Here is a 19,786-nt window from a genome sequence, read left to right as displayed (position 1 = left end):
TCGCCAGGATGCATCTGAACGCTATTGCCGCTCAGCGCACCCGGGCAAGGACCGGATAATGCACGTTCGTGCATTATCGGAGTGCCGGGGCCTCGCTCCCGTCCTCCGACGCGAGGAACACGCGGTGAGCGTCGGCGAGGTCCGCCTTGAACGCATCTTGCTCCTGATCACGCCGGATTGGCGACCATCTGAGGGCGTTTGCCGCGATTTCGCCGATCTCGCGTACCAGTGCGGGGGTGACGGAGCCGGTGAAGGCGAGGCTCGTGCGGCGCAGGAAGACGTCCTCCAGGTGCGCGACGTGCTCGGTGCGCACGAGGTAGTCGATCTCGGCGCGCGAGTAGTCGGGGGCGGCCTCCAACGGGGTGTCGTCGCCGTCCCAGCCGGTGATCGCGTCGATGACGAAGCTCGCCTTGGTGCCATACCGGTGCAGCAGCTGGGCGGCGCGCTCGGCGCCGACGTCGGCGCCGTAGCGGGCGATCCAGTCGCGCTCGGCCTGAGCGGTCGTCGGGAAGCCGGCGCCGCCGCCGATCGGCAGGCCCAGCGTCGAGACGGTCCTGGTCGTCCCGAGAGCGGCGAGCGTCTCGTTCGCGAGGTGCTCGCTCAGCGCGCGGAACGTGGTCCACTTGCCGCCGACCAGGCTGAGGACCGTCGTGTCGCCGAGGCCCTCGACCGTGCCGGGCACGATGCGGTAGTCACGGGAGACGAAGCCGGGCGCCGTGTCGTCGTGGTGCGGCAGCGGACGCACGCCGGAGAAGGTGTAGACGATCTGCTCGCGGGTGACCGGGATCGTTGGGAAAACGTGCGAGACCAGTTCGATGAAGTAGTCGATCTCGTCCTCGGTGATCACCGCGCGCTCCGACATGTCCGCATCGATGTCGGTGGTGCCGACCATGACGCGGCCCTTGAGCGGGTAGATCAGGACGATCCGGCCGTCGTTGTTCTCGAAGAACATCTCGCGGCCCTGGCAGGCCTCGAGCAGCTCCGGGTTGTCGAGGACGATGTGCGAGCCCTTCGTGCCGCCCATGTACCGGGTGCCGTCGCCGAGGGCGGCGTTCGTCAGGTCGGTCCAGGGGCCGGAGGCGTTGACCACGACGTCGGCGGTGATGACGAACTCCTGGCCGCTCTCGCGGTCGCGGACCAGCACTCCGCCGTCGCGGATGCCGATCGCCTCGACGTAGTTGACCGCCCGAGCGTGCGGGCCGCTGGCCAGGCCGTCGGCGAGCACGTCGAGCGCGAGGCGCTCGGGGTCGTGGACGGAGGCGTCGAAGTAGGTCGCCGTGTACTTGAGGCTGGGGTTGAGCTTCGGCAGTTCGGCGAGCGCCTTCGTGCGCCCCTTGAAGGAGTGCCGGGGCACGGAGCCGCCGTCGCGCGAGAAGGAGTCGTAGATCGTCAGGCCGGTCTTGATCAGGAACGCGCCGCGCTCCTTCGGCTTGCCCTGCTTGTGGGTGAGGAACCGCAGCGGCGCGGCGAGGATGCCGGAGAACGTCGAGAAGATCGGGATGGTCGTCTGCAGCGGCTTGACGTAGTGCGGGGCGATCCGCAGCAGGCCGTTGCGCTCGGTCACCGACTCCTTCACCAGGCGGAACTCGCCGTTCTCGAGGTAGCGGATGCCGCCGTGGATCATGTGGCTGGATGCGGCGGAGGCGCCGGAGACGAAGTCGTTGCGCTCGACGAGCACGACGTCGACGCCCTGCAGCGCCAGGTCGCGGAAGGTGCCGAGGCCGTTGATGCCGCCGCCGACGATCAGCACCTGTGCGGTCGGGCGGTCGGCGAGGCGCTGGACCTCGCTGCGGATGGTCGAATTCGTGGCCACGTCGGACTCCTGAATCTCGAAGAATGTGGTGGGACTGGCTATAGTCTTGGTCGCGCCACAACTCTGATCAAGGGCGCTGCACATACGTGCATCGCCTCCCCGAGCGAGAAGGCTCACCATGGCTCAGCCCGAGACCGAGAATCTGCCCGACAAGGTGCGCGACGCGCTCAAGGCCGGGCACCTCTACTACATGCAGGACCTCACGATGGAGGCGATCGCGCATGAGATGCACACGTCGCGCTCCAGCGTCTCCCGCCTGCTGAGCTTCGCCAGGGCGTCGGGGCTCGTCACCATCCAGATCGCCCAACCGCACGAAGGTGCGACGCGCATCCAGCAGTCCATCCACGCCCGGCACGGGGTCGCGGCGCACATCGTCCCGATGCCGAGCGCGATCAGCGACGTCGATCGGTTGGAGCGGGTGGCCATCTCGGCTGCACGGATTCTCGACCGCTTCATCGACTCCAACCAGACCGTCGGCATCGCGTGGGGCTCGACCATGAGTGCGCTCAGCCGCCACCTCATCCCGAAGGAGCTGCACAACGTCGAGTTCGTGCAGCTCAACGGCGCGGGCAACACCTACACGACCGGCGTGCTGTACGCGTCGGAGATCCTGCGCCGGTTCGGCGACACGTACTCGGGGACGATCCAGGAGTTCCCCGTACCCGCCCTGTTCGACGACCCGCAGACGAAGGTCGCCATGTGGCGCGAGCGCAGCACCCGGCGCATCCTCGACATCCAGGAGCGGATGGATGTGGCGCTGTTCGGCCTCGGCTCCCCGTTCTCCGAGGTGCGCTCGCACGTGTACGCGGGCGGCTACCTCGACGCGGAGGACTACGCGTCGCTCGACGCGGCGGGGGTGGTCGGCGACGTCGCCACCGTGTTCTTCCGCGAGGACGGCACGCACGACGGCATCGCGTTGAACGAGCGGGCCAGCGGCCCCGACATCGAGCTGATCAAGCGCGTGCCCCGCCGGGTGTGCATCGTGTCGGGTCCCTCGAAGGTGCACAGCCTGCGGGGCGCGCTCGCGGCCGGCCTGATCACCGACCTGATCGTGGACGAGGGAACGGCCAGGGCGCTCGTCTCCCTCGACGACGCCCTCGAGGCGGAGGCGCTGGTCCCCGCGGACGGCGAAGCGGCGCCGGAGTCCGTGCAGGACTCTGCGACGCCGCCCGCCGTCGTACCGGCCGGCGCCTAGCCGCGCGCGGCCTGGCGCACCGTTCCGCGCACGGCTCGGCGCCGCACGACCAGCACCGCAGCACCGGTGGACAGGAGCAGCAGGGCGGCTGCGCCTCCCAGCGTCGCGTCAAGCCCTGTGGAGGCCAATGCCTCAGCGTGCGTCGCCGAGGGCACCGCCTTCACGCCGTTGCCCGCAGGAGCAGGAGGCAGCCCGTCGGAGACCACCACGCCGGTGGCGGGAGGCTCCGGCGTCGTCTCGTCGCCCGGCGCCGGGGTGATCGGCGGACCGGTGACACCCGGCTCCGGCTCGAGGACGAGCACGGACGTGGCGACGGCGGCCGTCGCCTCGGGCGTGCTCACGCCGGCCGGGTAGAGCGTGTCGTACGGGGTGCCGGCGTCGTCGGCGGGCATGCCGCGGACGACGGCGTGGTTCACGGCGTCCTGCGTGGTGTCGACGATCCCGGTCGTCGTGCAGTCGAGGGACTTCTTCTGCCCCGCTGCGAGGGTGCCGAAGGCGAGCGACTCGCACTCCTTGCTCGGCCCCTCCACCCCTCCGGTGAGGTTCTCCTGCGTCGGCACGACGTCGAGAAGCGTGGTGTTGCCGGTGTTGGTCACCGTCAGGCGCCACTGAGCGTCCGTGCCGAACGGGACGGTCACGCGGTCGGTCCACTGCGCGTCGTCGGCGACGTCGCACCCGGTGCCGGTGGCGCAGACCTGCTTCACGAGTGCGATGGCGGGCGCGACGGTGCGGACCGAGGCCGAGTCGATGTTCGAGCCGACGCCGTCGGTGAAGCGCGAGAGGATCCGTCCGCCGCTCGGGTCGGTGAACGTGCTCGTCAGCTTGGCGGAGTTCACGACGTCGCCGGCGCCCTTCACACCCGCGGTGCTGCAGGTGACCGCCGCCGAGGCGCCCGGGGCGAGCGACGCCACGACGGAGGCGCCCGCGCAGTCGTTTCCGGTGGCGGTGCCGCCGGTGAGCACATCGTCCGACACCCGCACATCGGCGAGCGCGATGTTGCCCGTGTTCTTCGCCGTCAGCCGCCACTGCACGTCGGAGCCGGTGGCGACCGTCGTCGTAGTCCCCCACTGGGCGTCGTCGGCCGCGTCGCAACCGGTGCCGGCGAGGCAGACCTGCTTGGTGAGCTGGAGGTGCGGGTCGATGACGTGGAGGATGACCGTGTACCCGCCGCCGACCCAGTCCAACGAATTGGGGGTCTGGACCTGGTTCACGGTGCCGTAGCTGAGTTTGGCGCCGTCGTCGCCGGCCGTCATCGTCCGTTCGATGCGGCTGGTCGTGGGGATGATATTGCGCCCGTCCTGCAGGACCTCGCCGCTGCCCAGATCCTGAGTGGAATCACCGGCGGCCGCGAGCGACCAGTGCAGCTCGCTTCCGAGGAATCCGAACTCCGCCACGTCGGTCGGCGCGTACGGCACCTGGCAGCCCTTGGCCCGGCCCACGAACTCCATCGCGTCTCCCGACAAGGAGTAGATGTCCCGCCCTGTGTCTGCGGAGTAGATCCGCGCCGTGCCATTCGGCGTTGCGCCGCAGACATAGAACGACAGATCGTCATACGGCTTCGGCACCGTCAGCGTCGTCGACGCGGGCGGCGCGTACTCTGCGATCCCTGCGGAGCCCGCCGCGGCCCCGGCGGGCGCTCCGGCGAGCAGGGCGGCTCCGGCCATCAGGAGCGCGGAGGCGCCGGCGGCGCCCGTTCGGACGAGGGATCTGGATCGGGTGGTGCGTAGCATTCCGCCACCCTACTGATACATGTAATATTTCTGCAACCCATATGGGTGACAACGTTCCCAGCCTCCCGGCCGTCACGAATCGACGGGAATAGGACCGGCTCCGACGCGTTGTCCTAGACTCGACAACAGAAGAACGTGCTCCGGGGTCGGTGAGAGTCCGAACCGGCGGTCATAGTCCGCGAGCGAGCGGCGCGCCAGCGCCCCCGCTGAGCCGGTGGAATTCCGGCACCGACGGTAATGCGCACGGCGAGAGCCGATGCGATCAGTCCGGATGGGAGGAAGCACGTGGCAGCGGCCGTCGTCGGCCGCCGCCTCCACGACCCCCGGTGCACGTCCGCCCGCTATCAGCAGCGAGAGACGGAAGGACGCACCGGATGACGTGGGAAGCCCACATGCGCACGGCGCTCGAGCTGGCCGCCAACGGCCCGGCGACCGGCGTCAACCCCCGCGTCGGCTGCGTGATCGTCGCCGACGACGGCCGCGTCCTGTCCGAGGGCTGGCACCGCGGCGTCGGCACCCCGCACGCCGAGGTCGACGCGCTCAGCCGGCTGCCGGAGGGAGGCGCGCGCGGGGCGACCGCGGTGGTCACGCTCGAGCCGTGCAACCACTGGGGCCACACCGGGCCGTGCTCGGAGGCGCTCATCACAGCCGGCGTCGCACGCGTCGTGTACGCGGTCGCCGATCCCGGGCAGCACTCCAGCGGCGGCGCCGACCGCCTGCGGGAGGCGGGCGTCGAGGTCGTGCCCGGCGTCCTCGCGGACGAGGTCGAGCACTTCCTCGACGACTGGCTGACCGCCGCGCGGCTCGGCCGCCCGCACATCACCGTGAAGTGGGCCGCCAGCCTCGACGGGCGCACCGCCGCCGCCGACGGCACGAGCCGCTGGATCACCGGCGCCGCGGCGCGGCAGCGTGTGCACGAGCAGCGGGAGGCGTCCGACGCGATCGTCGTCGGCACCGGCACCGTCCTCACCGACGACCCGAGCCTCACGGCCCGCGGCGACGCGGGAGAGCTCATGGGGACGCAGCCGACCCCCGTCGTGGTCGGCACGCGCGCCGTCCCCAACGACGCCGCCGTCTTCCGGCACCCGAACCCCGTGATCTTCGAGGGGACGCACGACCTGGAGGCGGTGGTCGCCGACCTCCACCAACGCGGCTTCCGCCGGGTCTACGTGGAGGGCGGCCCGACGCTCGCGACCGCGTTCGTCGCCGCCGGCCTCGTCGACGAGTACGCCATCTACGTGGCGCCGACCCTCCTGGGCGGCCCGCAGCACGCCATCGGCGACATCGGCGTCACGACCATCGCGGAGCAGCGCCGGCTGCGCATCCTCGACATCGAACGACTGGGCCAGGACCTGTACATCCGGGCCGTCCCCGCGGCGGAAGTCCCCGCACCACAAGTCCCCGCACCAGAAGTCCCCGCAGCAGAACCCGGCACCGCGCCGGCGAAGGAGAGCTGAGCATGTTCACCGGAATCATCGAAGAGCTGGGCGAGATCACCGCCGTCGACCGCACGGCCGACGCCGCGCGCGTCACGGTCCGCGGGCCGCTGGCGGTCAGCGACGCCCGGCACGGCGACTCCATCTCGGTCAGCGGCGTCTGCCTGACCGTGATCGACAAGGACGCCGAGCACTTCACGGCGGACGTGATGGCGGAGACCCTCGCCATGAGCACCCTCGACGACGTGGCGCCCGGCCGCCGGGTGAACCTCGAGCGCGCGGCCCAGGTCGGCGACCGGCTCGGCGGGCACATCGTGCAGGGCCACATCGACGGCACCGCGACCGTCCTCTCGATCGAGGACGGCAGCGCCTGGCGGGTCGTCCGGCTGAGCCTCGACCCGGAGCACGCGCCGCTTGTGGCGCGCAAGGGCTCCATCGCGATCGACGGCGTCTCGCTGACCGTCAGCGAGGTCGGCGGCGGACGTGAGGACGGCTGGTTCGAGGTCTCCCTCATCCCCGAGACCCTCGCCGCCACCACCCTCGGCGACCGCGTGCCGGGCGACCGCGTGAACATCGAGACCGACATCCTGGCCCGCCACGTGGAGCGGATGCTCGCGCTCGAGCCGAACCTCACCGAACCGCAGACGCTGACAGAACGGAGTGCGTCATGAGCCTGGCCACCATCCCCGAGGCCCTCGCCGAGCTGCGCGCCGGCCGCCCGGTGATCGTCGTCGACAACGAGAGCCGCGAGAACGAGGGCGACGTCATCCTCGCCGCCGAGCTCGCCAGCCAGGAGTGGATCGCCTGGACGGTGAAGCACTCCTCCGGCTTCATCTGCGCGCCGATGACCAACGAGATCGCCGACCGCCTCGAGCTGCCGGTCATGGTCGTCAACAACGAGGACTCCCGCGGCACGAACTACACGATCAGCGTCGATGCGGCCGACCGCCTCTCGACGGGCATCAGCGCCGCCGACCGCGCGCACACCCTGCGCGTCCTCGCGAACCTGGAGTCGACGCCCGCGAGCCTGCACCGGCCCGGCCACATCCTCCCGCTCCGGGCCGTGGAGGGCGGCGTGCGCGAGCGCGACGGCCACACCGAGGCCGCCGTCGACCTCCTGAAGCTCGCCGGCATGACGCCCGTCGGCGCCATCGCCGAGATCGTGGCCGACGACGGCGAGATGATGCGCCTGCCCGGCCTGATCGAGCTGGGGGCGCGGGAGGGCGTGCTCGTCATCACGATCGAGGCCCTGATCGCGTACCTGCAGGAGTTCCACTGCGACCAGCAGCTGGAGACGGTGGCCCCCATCCCCGAGACCTCCCGCGTGATCTTCGAGGTCGAGACGACGGTCCCGACCGGCCACGGCGCCTTCCGGATGCGCGCGTACCGCGACCGCATGACCGGCGCCGACCACGTCGCGATCGTCTCCGGCACGCCCGGTCCGACCGGGACGCTCGTGCGGGTGCACTCCGAGTGCCTGACCGGCGAGGCGTTCGGCTCGCTCAAGTGCGAGTGCGGCCCGCAGCTCGACGCGGCGCTCGACACGATCCAGCGGGAGGGCGGCGTCGTCGTCTACCTGCGCGGGCACGAGGGCCGCGGTATCGGCCTCATCAACAAGCTGCGCGCGTACAAGCTCCAGGAGGACGGCCTCGACACGCTCGACGCCAACCTGGCGCTGGGCCTGCCGATCGACGCCCGCGACTACGGCGCGGCGACGGCCATCCTGCAGGATCTCGGCATCCGCTCCGTGCGTCTGCTCACGAACAACCCCGAGAAGGTCCGCCAGCTGGAGGAGCACGGCGTGGAGGTCGAGGAGCGCGTTCCGCTCGTCGTCGGCGTCGGGGCCTTCAACGAGGGCTACCTCGAGACCAAGCGCGACCGGATGGGCCACGCCATCGGCGCGATCGACCCGAACACCGAGACCACAGACACCACCGACACAGCGGACGCGATCGCCGCGGAGAGGACGACACGATGAGCGGAGCGGGAGCCCCGAACGCAGCGGAGACGATCGACGGGAGCGGCCTGCGCGTCGTCATCGTCGCCGGAACCTGGCACGAGGAGATCACGAACGGCCTGATCGCGGGCGCCCAGCGCACGCTCGACGCGTCCGGCGCCTCCTACAGCCTGGTGCGCGTCCCGGGCAGCTTCGAGCTGCCGGTCGTCAGCAAGGCGGCGCTGGAGGCCGGGGCCGACGCGGTCGTGGCGCTCGGCGTCATCATCCGCGGCGGCACCCCGCACTTCGAGTACGTGTCGGCGGCCGCGACCGACGGCCTGACCCGCGTCGCCCTCGACACGGGCAAGCCGGTCGGGTTCGGCGTGCTCACCCTCGACGACGAGCAGCAGGGCCTCGACCGGGCCGGCCTCCCCGGCTCCAAGGAGGACAAGGGCGAGGAGGCGGCGCACGCCGCTCTGACGACCGCCCTGACGCTGCGCGAGCTGCGCGGCTGACGCCTCCCACGGTTCAGGCCGGGCGGTTCAGGCCGGCCGGCTCACGCCCGCCACGGCATGTGCTGGAGCGTCCAGGTGTTGCCGTCCGGGTCGCTGAACCACGCGTACAGCACGCCGCCCATGTCCTGGACCGCACCCACCTCGACGCCGCCCGCGAGCAGCCGCTCGCGGGCGGCGTCCATGTCCGGCACCACCAGATGGAGGCCGCGCAGCGACCCGGGGGCCATGCCGGTGTCGCCCATCCCGGCGGTCATGGTCACCGAGCAGAAGGAGCCGGGAGGCGTCAGCTGCACGATCCGGACGCCCTCCGCCGGCGTGACATCCACGTCGACGGTGAAGCCGACACGATCGCGATAGAACGCCTTCGACCGATCGATGTCGCTGACCGGCAGCATCACCAGTTCGAGCAGCATGGCGCCGGCCGGAATCGGAGGCGTGGGGTTCTCGGGCCTGTCGTCGTCCGTCATCGGACCTCCATCGTCGTATCGATCTCGTTGCCGTACTCGGGGTCGCCGCCGCGAACGAGCACGTAGCGGCGGCGGATGCGGGCCGCATAGGCGGCGAGCACGCCGGGGTGCAGATCGTCCGCGTCCAGGCGCTTCGCGGCGGGGAGTCGCGCGTCGAGAGCCGCGAGCACCTCGCCGTCGCTCTCCGGCGACGAGACCCAGCAGAGGCGATCCACGCTCCCTCCCTCCGAGCGCAGCGGCGCGAAGAACACCGGGGTCGCCCACGGGTCGCCCGCGCCTCCCGTCGTCGCCAGCACCAGGTACCGGTTGGCCGCCAGGATGCGTTCGATCTCGGATTCGTCCGCCATGATCCCCCTCTCCGACGGGCTCGGAGCACGTCGCTCAGAGCACGTCGCTCAGAGCACGTCGCTCAGAGCACGTCGTAGGTCAGGTGCGTCGCCGTGGAGGTGACGAGCACCGAGCGCTGCCGCAATCGTCGCAGCGGCGCCCCCTCCGTGAACAGAGGCGTGCCGGAGCCGAGGATGACGGGGGCCAGGTGCAGGCTCAGCGTCTCGACCAGCCCGGCGGCGACCGCCGAGCCGACGAGGGCGCCGCCGCCCATCAGGACGACGTCGAGGTCGCGGCCGCTCTCGGCCGACGCCGCGGCCACACGTTCCCGCGCGACCGCGACGGCGTCGGCGAGACCCGTGGTGACGAAGGTCCAGTCGAGCTCCGTCAGGCGCACGTGCTCCGGGGGCGCACCCGTCACCACGACGAACGGCGGTCTTCCGACCTCGCGGGCGCCGTAGCCGAGCTCGTCGCTCCAGCCGTCCGGGGCGTCGATGACGTCGAACAGGTGCCGGCCCATGAGCACGGCGCCGGAACGCGCGTTGCCCTCGGCCAACAGCTGCTGGTCCGCGGGATCGTCGGAGAACACCCACTCGTGGAGGGGCTCCCCGCCGTCCCCGAGACCGTTGCCGGGACCGGCGCCCGGCCCGGTGACATACCCGTCGAGCGAGACGGTGATGTCCGCGACCACGCGGGTCACGACAACTCCCCGCGCAGCAGCTCGTCCAGCTTGTCGTAGCCCTCTGTCACGCCGACCTCCATGCCGGAGGAGATCATCGCCTCCAGCGCTTCGCGAGAGGTCATGACCGACCGGCTGACCAGCCGCGAGCGGCCGTCCGGCAGCGCCTCGAACCGCATCCGGTCGAGGCTGACCTCCCCCGGCGCCCCCAGCCACTCGAAGGTCTGGATGATCAGCTCGTTCTCGACCACGGAGTGGATGACGCCCCGGAAGGCGTACACGCCGTCGGCGTCGCGCTGCTCGTAGGCGTAGTCGCCGCCGGTGCGGAAGTCCCACTCCGTCACTCTCGTGGCGAGGTCGCGGGGGCCGATCCAGCGGGCGAACAGCTCGCGGTCGGCGTGGGCGCGGAAGACGGCCTCGACAGGGGCGTCGAACTCGCGCGTGATGTCGGCGTAGGAGGTGCCGGGGACGGCATCGATGACGACGGCGTTGCTCATGATCACTTCTCCTTGTTCGGTGGCCGATCCTCCGCCAGCAGGGCGTCGAGCCGCCGATAGCGCGACTCCGCCTCCAGCCGGTAGCGGTCGATCCAGGAGGTGAGGCGCTCGAGCGCCGCCGCCTCCAGGTGGACGGGCCGACGCTGCCCCTCGCGGGTGCGGGTGACCAGCCCTGCCGCCTCCAGCACGCCGATGTGGCGGGAGACCGCCTGCAGCGTGATGTCGAACGGCCCGGCCAGCTCGTTCACCGTCGCGGGGCCCCGGCTCAGGCGGGCGACCATCGCCCGTCGCACCGGATCGGCCAGTGCCGAGAACGCTCTGTCGAGCGCCTCCTCGTCCACCATTGTCAACCACTTCCTTGATCAACCAGATTGTTGAATACAACGGTACGAGCGTGCGCCGCATCCGTCAAGAGCGGATCCGGCTACGGCTTCCAGACCATGAGCACGACGACCGCCACCAGGAGCAGCGTCGCCACTCCCGAGCCGGCGGCGATCGCCGGGTAGCGGGAGGCGGTGCCCTCGCGCAGCGCCTCGGCCGCGCGGCGCATCGTCGGCACCACGAGGAACAGGGTCAGCGCGAGGGCGACCGCGTAGAGGATCAGCGACCACAGGATCCACGGCGTCGTGATGCTGAGGTCGTACTTCTTGTCGGCCAGGCTCATGGCGCCGAAACCGAACACGATCACGAGCAGCGACAGCAGGGAGGTGAGGTTGGTCGACTTCGCCAGCACCCCCACCTGATCGGCGTTGCCCGCCCGCACCGCGCGCATCGCGGTCATCGGCAGGATCGCCATCGGTCCGACGATGAACACGGCGGACACCACATGCAGGACCGAGAAGAGAGTATCCATGGGGTCAGCCTAGCCAGCAGGATCGCTTAGGCTGGAGGGTGCGCCACAAGCGCCCATCCACTTCTCACCGCCCCGCGCCCGCACGCCCGACCGACGCCGGCGCCGCGCGGAACGTTCCCATCCGCTCACCGGAAGTCCCACACGCATGTCTACGACGGCCTCCGTCACCCCCGCCCCCGCAAACACGCGCGGCCGCGTCATCCTCGCCAGCCTCATCGGCACCTCGATCGAGTTCTACGACTTCTACGTCTACGCCACCGCGGCGGTCCTCGTCTTCCCCGCCCTGTTCTTCACCAACGACGACCCGACCACCGCGCTCCTCGCGTCGTTCGCCGTCTTCGGCGTGGCCTTCATCGCCCGCCCGGTCGGATCGATCCTGTTCGGCCACTTCGGCGACCGCATCGGCCGCAAGGGCACGCTCGTCGGCTCCCTGCTCACCATGGGCATCGCGACCGTGCTGATCGGCTGCCTGCCGACCGCGCAGGTCCCCGGCTGGGAGTTCTGGGCCCCGTTCCTCCTCGTCGTGATGCGCTTCTGCCAGGGCCTCGGCCTCGGCGGCGAATGGAGCGGCGCGGCCCTCCTCGCCACCGAGAACGCCCCGGCCGGCAAGCGCGCCATCTACGGCACCTTCCCGCAGCTCGGCGCGCCGATCGGCTTCATCGTCGCGAACCTGCTGTTCCTCGTCCTCAGCCTGACCATCTCGCCCGAGGACTTCGCCGCCTGGGGCTGGCGCATCCCGTTCCTGCTGAGCGCCGTGCTCGTCATCGTGGGGCTGTACGTGCGGCTCAAGCTGGTCGAGACCCCGGCGTTCCAGAAGGTCGTCGACACCGGCGAGGTCGCCAAGCTGCCGCTCGCGCGCGTCTTCAAGACCAGCTGGTACCAGATCGTCCTCGGCACGTTCATCATGCTGGCCACCTACGTGCTGTTCTACCTGATGACCGCGTTCACGCTGACCTACGGCACCACGGCCGCGAAGGTCGACGTCGCCCAGGCGGCGGCGGAGAAGGCAGGCAAGCCGTTCGACCCGGCGGCGTTCGTGCCCGGCCTCGGCTACAGCCGCAACGACTTCCTGCTCATGCTGATCGTCGGCGTCGTGTTCTTCGGCATCTTCACGCTGGTCGCCGGCCCGCTCGCCGAGCGCTTCGGCCGCCGCAAGACGCTGATCTGGGTGACGCTCGGGATCATCGTGTTCGGCCTCCTGTTCGTCCCGCTGTTCGGCGGCGGCTTCGTCGGCACGATGGCGCTGCTCATCATCGGCTTCACGCTGATGGGCCTCACCTTCGGCCCGATGGGCGCGGAGCTGCCGGAGCTGTTCCCGACCAACGTGCGCTACACCGGCTCGGCGATCGCCTACAACCTCTCCAGCGTGCTGGGCGCGGCCGTCGCGCCGACCATCGCGGTCTGGCTGTGGACGCTCGCGCACGGCTCGACCGTCTGGGTCGGCATCTACCTGTCGATCGCCGGTGTGCTGACGCTGATCGCGCTGCTGCTGTCGAAGGAGACACGCGACGTGGAGTTCACCGACAACGTCTCGTAACGCGTCCCACCCGGCGTCGAGGGGCGTCGTTCGGTCGTCATTCCGCAGGAATTCCGGTCGAACGGCGCCCCTCGTTGCTTTCAGCGACGCGAGTTCAGTCGAGGAAGAGGGCGCGGAGGCGGCGGGTCGTCAGGATCAGGCCCAGCGTGATCATGACCACGTAGTAGAGCACGTGCCACAGCATCCCCAGGTCGACCGCGCCGGTCGTCAGCCCGCGCACCAGCTCCACACCGTGCCACAGCGGGAGGGCGCGGATGATCCACTGGATCGGCTCCGGGTACACCGTGATCGGGTAGAAGGTCGCCGACAGCAGGAACATCGGCAGCAGGATGAAGTTGATCCAATCCATCTGCTGGAACGTCTTCATGTAGCTCGTGATGCCCATCCCGAAGCTCGCGAAGCCGAACGCGATCAGCAGCACCGCCGGCAGGGCCAGCAGCGCCCACCACGACAGGTTCAGCCCCAGCGCCTGCATCACCAGCATGAAGCCCAGCGCATAGAGGGCGCCGCGGGCGAGCGCCAGCAGGATCTCCCCCAGCGCCACGTCGAGCGGCCCGAGAGAGGTGGCGAGCATCCCCTCGTACAGCTTCGCGAAGTGCATCTTGAAGAAGACGTTCCAGGTGGAGTCGTAGACCGCGCCGTTCATCGCGGCCGTCGCGAGCAGCGCGGGCGCGATGAAGGCCGCATACGGCACCTGCTGCCCGCTCTCGGTCGTCACCGTGCCGACGAGCGCACCGAAGCCGATGCCGAGCGAGAGGAGGTAGAAGATCGGCTCGAAGAAACCGGAGGCGATCACGGCCCAGGTCGTGCTGCGGGTCGCGAACCAGCCGCGCTGCATCACCGAGCGCGCGTTGCCCGCGTAGAGGGCGCGCAGAGGGCGGCCGTGGGTGACCGTGGCCACCAGGCGGTCGTCGGTCGCGGTCACTTGTTCAGCCTCCTCGCGGCGATGCGGCGGGTCCACAGCCAGAAGACGGCGGCGAGCGCGGCCAGGTAGACGACGTGCAGCGCGATCAGCCAGGCGGGCTCCGCGGCGCCGTACGACGCCACGCGCGCGAGCTGGGTGGAGTGCCACAGTGGCGACAGCCAGCCGATCCACTGCAGGAACCACGGCATCGATTCCAGCGGGAAGAACGTGCCGGAGAACAGCGTCATCGGCAGCAGCACGAAGCGCATCAGCATCGCGATCTGGCCGGTGTCCTGCTCGAGGGTGGCGACGTACGCCATGATCGGCGCGCCGAACGCCAGCCCCCCGAGCGTCGCCGCGAGCACGCCCGCCCAGCCCCACGGCCCTGGCACAGCCCCGAACAGCAGCATGAAGGCGTAGTAGACGATGCTCGTACCGAGCAGCCGCGCGATCACCGCGATGACGACGCCATCGATGATCTGGCCGGGCGCGATCGGCGCCGCGTTGATGCCGGTGAAGGTCGGGTTCCACTTGAACCCGAGCATGATCGGATACGTGAACTCCTCGCTGGCCACCGTCACGGCCGCCGTGCACAGCAGGGCAGGGGCGACGAAGGTCAGATAGCTCACGCCGTCGACCGCGTTCGGGCCGAGGTTGCCGCTCACCAGGCTGCCGAGCCCGACGCCCATCGCGAACAGGTACACCAGCGGGTTGCCGAAACCGGTGAAGAGCAGCGTCTGGAGGTACGACCGCATCACCCGGAAGCGGTGCTCCGCCACATACCAGGCGCCGAACCGGCGCGGCCGCACGGCCGCGGCGAGCGCCGCCCGCGCGTCCTCCCGTTGCGTGGTCGGTTCTGCGGCGGTCATTCGATGAGGCTCCGTCCGGTGAGGCGCAGGAACACGTCCTCCAGGCTCGACCGGCGCACGAGGCTGGTGAGCGGGTGGAGGCCGCGGTCCGTGATGCGCGCGAGCTCGGCCTCGCCGTCGTCGCTGTAGACGAGGATGCGGTCGGGCAGCACCTCCACCCGCTCGCCGATGCCGTCGAGCCGCCCGGCGACCTCGGCGTTGCGCTCGGAGCCGAACCGCACCTCCAGCACCTCGCGGGTGGAGTACTCGCGGATCAGCGCCGCGGGCGACCCCTCGGCCATGATCGTGCCCTTGTCGACCACGACGAGCCGGTCGCAGAGCTGCTCGGCCTCGTCCATGTAGTGCGTGGTGAGCACGAGGGTCGTGCCCTGCTCTTTGAGCCGGAAGAGGCGGTCCCAGAGGATGTGCCTGGCCTGCGGGTCGAGCCCGGTGGTCGGCTCGTCGAGCAGCAGGATGCGCGGGTCGTTGATGAGCGCGCGTGCGATGGTGAGGCGCCGCTTCATGCCGCCGGAGAGGTCGTCGACCTTCGCCTTGGCCTTGTCCTCGAGCTGGGCGAACGCCAGCAGCTCGTCGGCGCGCGCCCGCACACGCGCCCCGGGGAGGCCGAAGTAGCGGCCGTAGACGATCAGGTTCTCGCGCACGCGCAGCTCGGTGTCGAGGTTGTCGGCCTGGGGCACGACGCCGAGCTGCGACCGGATCTCGGGCCCGTACCGGTCGGGGTCGAGCCCGAGGATGCTGAGCTCGCCGGAGGTGCGGGTGGAGACCGCCCCGATCATCCGCATCGTCGTCGACTTGCCGGCCCCGTTCGGCCCGAGGAGCCCGAACGACTCCCCCGGCTCCACCTCGAAGCTGATGCCGTCGACCGCCGGGAAGTCCTTGTACTTCTTGACCAGGGCGGAGGCGGCGATGACGGGCGTCGGCATAGTTCGCAAGCGTAGCCGCGACCTCCGACACGCTCCAGGGCGGATCTTCCAGCGAACCGGCAGCACGGAGGACGTACGGTCGATGCATGAGCACCACGCACTCCGCGCCCGCCCGGCGCCGCTCTCCCTTCTCCCGGCGCACCGACGACGCCGGTCCCCGCGCCCGGTTCAGCCAGCTCCTCCCCTACCTGTTCGAGCATCGCGGCGTGCTCGCAGTCGTCGTCGTGCTCAGCGTCCTGGGCGCCGCCGCGAGCCTCGCGCAGCCGCTGCTGGTGAGCCAGGTCATCGACATCGTCGGCAAGGGCGAGCCGCTGGGCGCGCTGGTCTGGGGGCTGGTCGCGCTCGTCGTCGTGAGCGGCCTGATCTCCGGCTATCAGCACTACCTGCTGCAGCGCACCGGGGAGGGCGTGGTGCTGTCGTCACGGCGGCGGCTCGTCGGGCGCATGCTCCGCCTCCCGATCAGCGAGTTCGACACCCGCCGCACCGGCGACCTCGTCTCCCGCGTCGGCTCGGACACCACGCTGCTGCGCGCGGTGCTCACCCAGGGTCTCGTGGAGGCGATCGGCGGCGCACTGACGTTCGTCGGCGCGCTGATCGCGATGCTCATCATCGACCCGGTCCTGCTCGGCCTGACCGTGCTCGTCGTGGCCGTCTCGATCGTGGTCGTCACCCTCCTCTCGGGCCGCATCCGCGTCGCCAGCCAGAAGGCGCAGACCAAGGTCGGCGACCTGGCGGCGGCGGTGGAGCGGGCCATCAGCTCGGTGCGCACGATCCGCGCCGCGAACGCGACCGAGCGCGAGATCGCGGCGGTCGACGAGGACGCGACCGGCGCCTACCGCATGGGCATCCGGGTCGCGAAGATCTCCGCGCTGGTCGTGCCCGTCGCCGGCATCGCGATGCAGGTGTCGTTCCTGGTCGTGCTCGGCGTCGGCGGCTTCCGCGTGGCGGCGGGCGACATCACGGTCGCGAACCTGGTCGCCTTCATCCTGTTCCTGTTCATGATGATCCTGCCGCTCGGTCAGGCGTTCGGCGCCATCGCCGCGGTCAACTCGGCGCTCGGCGCGCTGGGCCGCATCCAGGAGATCCTCGACCTGCCGACCGAGGACCAGCGCGACCGCGAGATCGCCCCGCTCGGCATGACGGTCGGCGCGGCCAACGAGAGCCTCGCTCCCGAGGCGCCCGCGATCGAGTTCGCCGATGTGCACTTCGCCTACCCGGAGCACGCCGCGCCGGACGAGGAGGCCGCCGACGAGGCGCGATCCGCGCCCGCCGCTCCCCCCGCAGAGCCCACCGCCGAGCGTCTCGCGTTCGAGGCGCTCACGGGCAGCGACGTCGTGGCCGAGGCGGAGGCGGCGGCCGGGCTCGGCCGCGACAGCGACGACGCGCGCCCCTCCGGCGTGCTCCACGGCGTCAGCTTCACCGTCCCGCGCGGCAAGCGCACGGCGCTGGTGGGGCCGTCCGGCGCGGGCAAGTCGACCATCCTGGCGCTGATCGAGCGCTTCTACGACCCGACCTCCGGGGAGGTGCGCTTCGGCGGCCTGGACGTGCGCAGCCTGGACCGCGTCGCCCTCCGCTCCCAGCTCGGCTACGTCGAGCAGGACGCGCCGGTGCTCGCGGGCTCGCTACGCGACAACCTCACGCTGGCCGCGCCCGACGCGACCGACGCGCAGTGCGTCGACGTGCTCCACGCGGTCAACCTCACCGAGGTGCTGGAGCGCAGCGACCAGGGTCTCGACGCCCCGGTCGGCGAGGACGGCATCATGCTCTCCGGCGGCGAGCGCCAGCGCCTCGCCATCGCCCGCGCGCTGCTCGCCGCGCCGCCGGTGCTGCTGCTCGACGAGTCGACGTCGAGCCTCGACGGCCGCAACGAGCAGCTGATGCGGGAGGCCATCGACGCCGTCGCGGAGGACCGCACTCTGCTGGTCATCGCCCACCGGCTCTCCACCGTCGTCGACTCCGACCAGATCGTGGTGCTCGACCACGGCCGCGTCGTCGGCGTGGGCACGCACTCGGAACTGGTCGCCTCCACGCCCCTCTACCGCGACCTCGCGAAGCACCAGCTCCTCGTCTGACCCCCGGCGTGCAACCGCCGAGTACGCAGAAACTCTGCGTACTCGGCGGTTTTCGCTGTAATTCGCGCGTACTCGGCGGTTACCCGGCGGGTCAGCCGCGGAGGTGGTACCGCAGGGAGGCGAGCTCGGCGCGCAGCGCCGGCGGCACCCGTGAGCCGAAGCGGTCGAAGAACTCCTCGGTGAGGTCGCACTCGGCCAGCCAGCTCGCGCGGTCGACCTCGAACAGCTCGGCGACGTCCTCCTCCGGCAGGTCGAGCCCGTCGAGGTCGAGCTCATCGACGACCGGGAGGCGTCCGATCGGTGTCGAGACCGCGCCGGCACTCCCCTCGACCCGCCGCGCGATCCACTCGATCACGCGGGCGTTCTCACCGAATCCGGGCCACAGGAACCGGCCGTCGTCGCCCTTGCGGAACCAGTTCACCTGGAACACCGCCGGCGCGTGCTCGCCCAGCCGCTCCCCCACCCTCAGCCAGTGCGCCCAGTAGTCGGCCATGTTGTACCCGCAGAAGGGCAGCATCGCGAACGGGTCGCGGCGCAGCTCCCCGACCGTCCCCTCGGCCGCAGCGGTCTGCTCCGACGAGACCGTGGCGCCGATGAAGACGCCGTGCCGCCAGTCGCGGGCCTGCGCCACGAGCGGCACGTTGGTGGCACGCCGACCGCCGAACAGGATGGCGTCGATCGGCACGCCGTCGAAGGCGTCCCAGTCGTCGGCGATGGTGGGGCACTGCGCGGCGCTCACGGTGAAGCGGGAGTTGGGGTGCGCTGCCGGGCGCCCGCAGCCGGGCGTCCAGTCCTTCCCCTCCCAGTCGACCAGGTGGGCGGGCGGTTCGTCGGTGAGCCCCTCCCACCAGACGTCGCCGTCGTCGCGCAGTGCCACGTTGGTGAAGATGGTGTTGCCCCAGAGCGTGCTGACCGCCGTCGCGTTGGTCTTCTCGCCGGTCCCCGGCGCTACGCCGAAGAAGCCCGCCTCGGGGTTGATCGCCCGGAGCCGTCCGTCTGGTCCCTGCCGCAGCCAGGCGATGTCGTCGCCGACGGTCTCGACCGTCCAGCCGGGGATGCTCGGGCTCAGCATCGCCAGGTTGGTCTTGCCGCACGCCGACGGGAACGCCGCCGCGAAGTGGAAGACGCGCCCCTCCGGCGAGGTCACCTTGACGATGAGCATGTGCTCGGCCAGCCAGCCCTCGTCGCGCGCCATCACCGACGCGATCCGCAGCGCGAAGCACTTCTTGGCCAGGATGGCGTTGCCGCCGTACCCGGAGCCGTAGGACCAGATCTCGCGCGTCTCCGGGAACTGCACGATGTACTTCGTCTCGTTGCACGGCCACGCGACGTCCTCGCTGCGCACGCCGTCCGCGCCGACGAGCGGAGCGCCCACGCTGTGCACGGTGCGCACCCACGGCGCGCCCGCCTCGATCAGGGAGACGACCGCCGGGGAGACCCTGGTCATCATCCCGAGGCTCACCGCGACGTAGGCGGAGTCGGTGACCTGTACGCCCAGCTGCGACAGCGGACCGCCGAGCGGCCCCATCGAGAACGGGACGACGTACATCGTGCGGCCGCGCATGCTGCCCGCGAAGACGTCGCGCAGCTCCGCGCGCATCCCCTCCGGCTCGCGCCAGTTGTTGGTCGGGCCGGCGTCGTCGGCGTCCTCGGAGCAGATGAAGGTGCGGTCCTCGACCCGGGCGACGTCTCCGGGGTCCGTGCGCGCGAGGAAGCTGTTCGGCCGCCACTCGGGGTTGAGCCTGATCAGCTTGCCCTCGGCGACGAGCAGCTTGGTGAGCCGGTCGGTCTCGGCGGGCGAGCCGTCGTACCAGACGACCTCGTCCGGTCGGGTGAGGGCGGCGATGTCGTCCACCCAGGCGTGCAACGCGTCGGTGCCGTCCGCACGGTCGTGAGCGCCGTCCACGGGGTCGTGGTCGACGTGGTCGTCAAGGTCGGCGGGGTCGGCGGGGCGGAGGTCGGCGATCGTCATTCCGGGGTCCTCTCGTCAAGAATCGGTGATGAACCCAGCATCTGCGAGGTTTGGCCGTCCG

19 protein-coding genes and 1 riboswitch are annotated in these 19,786 nt (G+C 70.8%); of the genes, 7 read left to right on the top strand and 12 right to left on the bottom strand.

Features of this window, described 5'->3' with window-relative positions; all coding sequences use genetic code 11:
* Nucleotides 1-73: 73 nt before the first annotated feature.
* Entirely contained in the window at nucleotides 74-1,813 is a 1,740-nt protein-coding gene (locus P5G50_RS07845) for a glycerol-3-phosphate dehydrogenase/oxidase (RefSeq protein ID WP_301211208.1), read from the bottom strand.
* Nucleotides 1,814-1,931: 118 nt separating this feature from the next.
* On the opposite strand from P5G50_RS07845, the gene P5G50_RS07840 reads away from it, so the two are divergent.
* Complete coding sequence (locus tag P5G50_RS07840) at nucleotides 1,932-3,008, top strand: sugar-binding transcriptional regulator (protein ID WP_301211210.1); 1,077 nt, start codon at nucleotides 1,932-1,934, stop codon at nucleotides 3,006-3,008.
* Here P5G50_RS07840 and P5G50_RS07835 read toward each other — a convergent pair.
* Complete coding sequence (locus P5G50_RS07835) at nucleotides 3,005-4,738, bottom strand: DUF7507 domain-containing protein (RefSeq protein WP_301211211.1); 1,734 nt, start codon at nucleotides 4,736-4,738, stop codon at nucleotides 3,005-3,007. The genes P5G50_RS07840 and P5G50_RS07835 overlap by 4 nt on opposite strands.
* Before the next feature lie 132 nt (nucleotides 4,739-4,870).
* A riboswitch (FMN riboswitch) is annotated at nucleotides 4,871-5,026 on the top strand.
* A gap of 86 nt (nucleotides 5,027-5,112) precedes the next feature.
* Here P5G50_RS07835 and ribD point away from each other — a divergent pair.
* From ribD to ribH, 4 genes are read left to right on the top strand one after another with little or no spacing between them, the layout of a single operon-like run.
* Nucleotides 5,113-6,195 (top strand): bifunctional diaminohydroxyphosphoribosylaminopyrimidine deaminase/5-amino-6-(5-phosphoribosylamino)uracil reductase RibD, encoded by a 1,083-nt coding sequence (gene ribD / locus P5G50_RS07830; protein ID WP_301211213.1) that lies wholly within the window; start codon nucleotides 5,113-5,115, stop codon nucleotides 6,193-6,195.
* A gap of 2 nt (nucleotides 6,196-6,197) precedes the next feature.
* A complete protein-coding gene (locus P5G50_RS07825) occupies nucleotides 6,198-6,845 on the top strand; it encodes a riboflavin synthase (RefSeq protein ID WP_301211215.1) in 648 nt (215 codons plus the stop codon).
* Nucleotides 6,842-8,152: a GTP cyclohydrolase II gene (gene ribA, locus P5G50_RS07820; RefSeq protein WP_301211217.1), complete on the top strand. Its 1,311-nt coding sequence runs from the start codon at nucleotides 6,842-6,844 to the stop codon at nucleotides 8,150-8,152. The genes P5G50_RS07825 and ribA overlap by 4 nt, the downstream gene beginning before the upstream one ends.
* A complete protein-coding gene (gene ribH / locus P5G50_RS07815) occupies nucleotides 8,149-8,625 on the top strand; it encodes a 6,7-dimethyl-8-ribityllumazine synthase (RefSeq protein ID WP_301211219.1) in 477 nt (158 codons plus the stop codon). Before ribA ends, ribH begins: the two co-directional genes overlap by 4 nt.
* A 41-nt stretch (nucleotides 8,626-8,666) precedes the next feature.
* Here the strand turns inward: ribH and P5G50_RS07810 are convergent, their stop codons facing one another.
* From P5G50_RS07810 to P5G50_RS07785, 6 genes are all read right to left on the bottom strand, one after another.
* Nucleotides 8,667-9,092 carry a VOC family protein gene (locus P5G50_RS07810; protein ID WP_301211221.1) on the bottom strand — a complete coding sequence of 142 codons (426 nt, stop codon included), beginning with the start codon at nucleotides 9,090-9,092 and terminating at the stop codon, nucleotides 8,667-8,669.
* Nucleotides 9,089-9,439, bottom strand: coding sequence for a hypothetical protein (locus P5G50_RS07805; protein ID WP_301211223.1), 351 nt, complete (start codon nucleotides 9,437-9,439; stop codon nucleotides 9,089-9,091). Before P5G50_RS07805 ends, P5G50_RS07810 begins: the two co-directional genes overlap by 4 nt.
* Before the next feature lie 62 nt (nucleotides 9,440-9,501).
* The gene (locus P5G50_RS07800; protein WP_301211225.1) at nucleotides 9,502-10,119 is read right to left on the bottom strand and encodes a dihydrofolate reductase family protein; all 618 of its coding nucleotides are present in this window, start codon (nucleotides 10,117-10,119) and stop codon (nucleotides 9,502-9,504) included.
* Nucleotides 10,116-10,595, bottom strand: coding sequence for an SRPBCC family protein (locus P5G50_RS07795; RefSeq protein ID WP_301211227.1), 480 nt, complete (start codon nucleotides 10,593-10,595; stop codon nucleotides 10,116-10,118). The genes P5G50_RS07800 and P5G50_RS07795 overlap by 4 nt, the downstream gene beginning before the upstream one ends.
* 2 nt (nucleotides 10,596-10,597) lie before the next feature.
* Entirely contained in the window at nucleotides 10,598-10,939 is a 342-nt protein-coding gene (locus P5G50_RS07790) for an ArsR/SmtB family transcription factor (protein WP_301211230.1), read from the bottom strand.
* An 80-nt stretch (nucleotides 10,940-11,019) separates the two neighbouring features.
* Nucleotides 11,020-11,448 carry a DUF2269 family protein gene (locus tag P5G50_RS07785; protein ID WP_301211232.1) on the bottom strand — a complete coding sequence of 143 codons (429 nt, stop codon included), beginning with the start codon at nucleotides 11,446-11,448 and terminating at the stop codon, nucleotides 11,020-11,022.
* Nucleotides 11,449-11,593: 145 nt separating this feature from the next.
* On the opposite strand from P5G50_RS07785, the gene P5G50_RS07780 reads away from it, so the two are divergent.
* Nucleotides 11,594-12,985, top strand: coding sequence for an MFS transporter (locus P5G50_RS07780; protein ID WP_301211234.1), 1,392 nt, complete (start codon nucleotides 11,594-11,596; stop codon nucleotides 12,983-12,985).
* Nucleotides 12,986-13,079: 94 nt separating this feature from the next.
* Here P5G50_RS07780 and P5G50_RS07775 read toward each other — a convergent pair whose 3' ends face one another.
* Genes P5G50_RS07775 through P5G50_RS07765 form a run of 3 tightly spaced genes read right to left on the bottom strand, consistent with a single transcriptional unit; the run spans nucleotide 13,080 to nucleotide 15,681 of the window.
* The gene (locus P5G50_RS07775) at nucleotides 13,080-13,910 is read right to left on the bottom strand and encodes an ABC transporter permease (protein WP_301211236.1); all 831 of its coding nucleotides are present in this window, start codon (nucleotides 13,908-13,910) and stop codon (nucleotides 13,080-13,082) included.
* Nucleotides 13,907-14,758, bottom strand: coding sequence for an ABC transporter permease (locus tag P5G50_RS07770; RefSeq protein WP_301211238.1), 852 nt, complete (start codon nucleotides 14,756-14,758; stop codon nucleotides 13,907-13,909). The genes P5G50_RS07775 and P5G50_RS07770 overlap by 4 nt, the downstream gene beginning before the upstream one ends.
* Nucleotides 14,755-15,681, bottom strand: coding sequence for an ABC transporter ATP-binding protein (locus P5G50_RS07765; RefSeq protein ID WP_301211239.1), 927 nt, complete (start codon nucleotides 15,679-15,681; stop codon nucleotides 14,755-14,757). The genes P5G50_RS07770 and P5G50_RS07765 overlap by 4 nt, the downstream gene beginning before the upstream one ends.
* Before the next feature lie 86 nt (nucleotides 15,682-15,767).
* Here P5G50_RS07765 and P5G50_RS07760 point away from each other — a divergent pair, with 86 nt between their 5' ends.
* Complete coding sequence (locus tag P5G50_RS07760; protein ID WP_301211241.1) at nucleotides 15,768-17,753, top strand: ABC transporter ATP-binding protein; 1,986 nt, start codon at nucleotides 15,768-15,770, stop codon at nucleotides 17,751-17,753.
* Nucleotides 17,754-17,844: 91 nt separating this feature from the next.
* Here P5G50_RS07760 and P5G50_RS07755 read toward each other — a convergent pair whose 3' ends face one another.
* On the bottom strand, nucleotides 17,845-19,725 hold the full coding sequence (locus tag P5G50_RS07755) for a phosphoenolpyruvate carboxykinase (GTP) (protein ID WP_301211243.1): 1,881 nt from the start codon (nucleotides 19,723-19,725) through the stop codon (nucleotides 17,845-17,847).
* Between the last annotated feature and the right edge of the window lie 61 nt (nucleotides 19,726-19,786).

It is taken from the genome of Leifsonia williamsii (genome assembly GCF_030433685.1).
GTDB lineage: Bacteria > Actinomycetota > Actinomycetes > Actinomycetales > Microbacteriaceae > Leifsonia > Leifsonia williamsii.
The sequence above is the reverse complement of the archived record's forward strand: the minus strand, read 5'-3'. Positions and strand labels throughout refer to the sequence as shown.